This window comes from Halanaerobium sp. ST460_2HS_T2 (genome assembly GCF_003337665.1).
Lineage (GTDB): Bacteria > Bacillota > Halanaerobiia > Halanaerobiales > Halanaerobiaceae > Halanaerobium > Halanaerobium kushneri.
The window spans coordinates 1-1,844 of sequence record NZ_QPJF01000069.1; the positions used below are offsets into that span (position 1 = coordinate 1).

General features: G+C 33.8%; 1 protein-coding gene. It reads right to left on the reverse strand.

The features are described from left to right. Positions 1–220: 220 nt before the first annotated feature. Complete coding sequence (gene gdhA, locus DFR80_RS15050; protein WP_076543377.1) at positions 221–1,561, reverse strand: NADP-specific glutamate dehydrogenase; 1,341 nt, start codon at positions 1,559–1,561, stop codon at positions 221–223. Between the last annotated feature and the right edge of the window lie 283 nt (positions 1,562–1,844).

A 1,844-nucleotide genomic window follows, 5' to 3' on the forward strand; every position in this document is an offset into this window, starting at 1 on the left:
AATCTTCAAATTCAAATTAAAAGGCTTATTTTTATGATTCGCAGACAATATTTTTTTGAATTAAACTAAATTAAGCGTATTATGAAATTCGCTTAGATAAATAATTATCAGCTTAATAATATAACATTAATAATATTAAAATCCCGCTCCGGTTTTAAGTTTACCGGGCGGGATTTAATATTTAATATTTCTTTATTAGTTTAAGATTTTAAAAACTAAATTAAACAATTCCCTGATCTAACATCGCATTAGCAACTTTTAGAAAACCAGCAATATTTGCTCCAGCAACCAGGTCTCCTTCCAAACCATATTCCTTAGCTACTTCACTGGCATCTTTATAGATATTAACCATAATTTTTTGCAGTTCCTGGTCAACTTTATCAAATGTCCATTCATCAAACATTGCATTTTGAGTCATTTCGATAGCTGAAGTTGCAACACCACCAGCATTGGCAGCTTTACCGGGAATATAGAAAATATTATTTTCTTTTACCAATTTAATTGCTTCTGGAGTTAAAGGCATATTGGCCCCTTCGCCAATGGCAATTACACCATTATCGATTAATTTTTGTGCTCCTACTTGATCCATTTCATTTTGGGTGGCACAGGGAAGAGCAATATCACAGTCAACTGACCAGATATCACTGCAGTTATCATAGTATTCAGCTTCTGGATATTCTTCCAGGTATTCTTTGATTCTGCCGCGATTGACTTCCTTGATCTCTTTAACTAGATCAAGATCAATACCATTTTCATCATATAAATAACCGGATGAGTCACTCATGGCTACAACTTTAGCTCCGAGCTGAGTTACTTTTTCGTTGGCATATATTGCAACATTACCGGAACCTGAAATAACTACCTTTTTATCATTTAATGAAATTTTATTATCTTTAAGCATTTCTTCTAATATGTAGACCAGACCATAACCTGTAGCTTCAGTTCGGACCAGACTTCCACCCCAATCAAGTCCTTTACCGGTTAAAACACCAGCCTCATATCTATTTTTAATTCTTTTATACTGGCCGAAGAGATAACCAATTTCTCTACCGCCGACACCAATATCACCAGCCGGAACATCAGTTTTATCACCAATATGTCGGGCAAGTTCTGTCATAAAGCTCTGGCAGAAACGCATAACTTCCTGATCTGATTTACCCTTAGGATTAAAATCACTTCCACCTTTACCTCCCCCAATAGGGCGGCCAGTCAAAGCGTTTTTAAAAATTTGTTCGAAGCCAAGAAATTTCACTATACCTGTATACACTGAAGGATGAAATCTTAGACCACCTTTATAGGGACCAAGTGCAGAATTAAATTCGATTCTAAATCCACGATTTACCTGGGTATTGCCCTGATCATCAACCCAGGGAACCCGAAAAATAATCTGTCTTTCCGGTTCAACAATTCTTTCTAAAACACCATTTTCTTCATATTCAGGGTGTTTTTCAAAAACAGGGTTTAAAGATTCTAATACTTCTTCAACTGCCTGATGAAATTCCACTTCACCAGGATTTCTTTCCTTAACCATTGTTAAAACTTTTTCCGTGTAATTGCTCAAACTTCTCACTCCTCAAAATTTTTTTATATTATTAAACTATCACAAATTAATCTTAATATATATTTAATCTAAAATCAATTGATTTGACCAAGTTTTGTCTGTATACAAGTATACTTCTTTAGCCCTTTAACTTGATTAATTTACTTTAGTTTAATCAATCTCAGTGACAGATAAAATTTATCAGTTATAAGGAGTTTCCCCATTTTTTAAAATAGCAAAAACTTAAAGTTATCAACAGGCAAAATTGTGGATAAATTGTTCTTAGAAACTCTTAAAATAGATT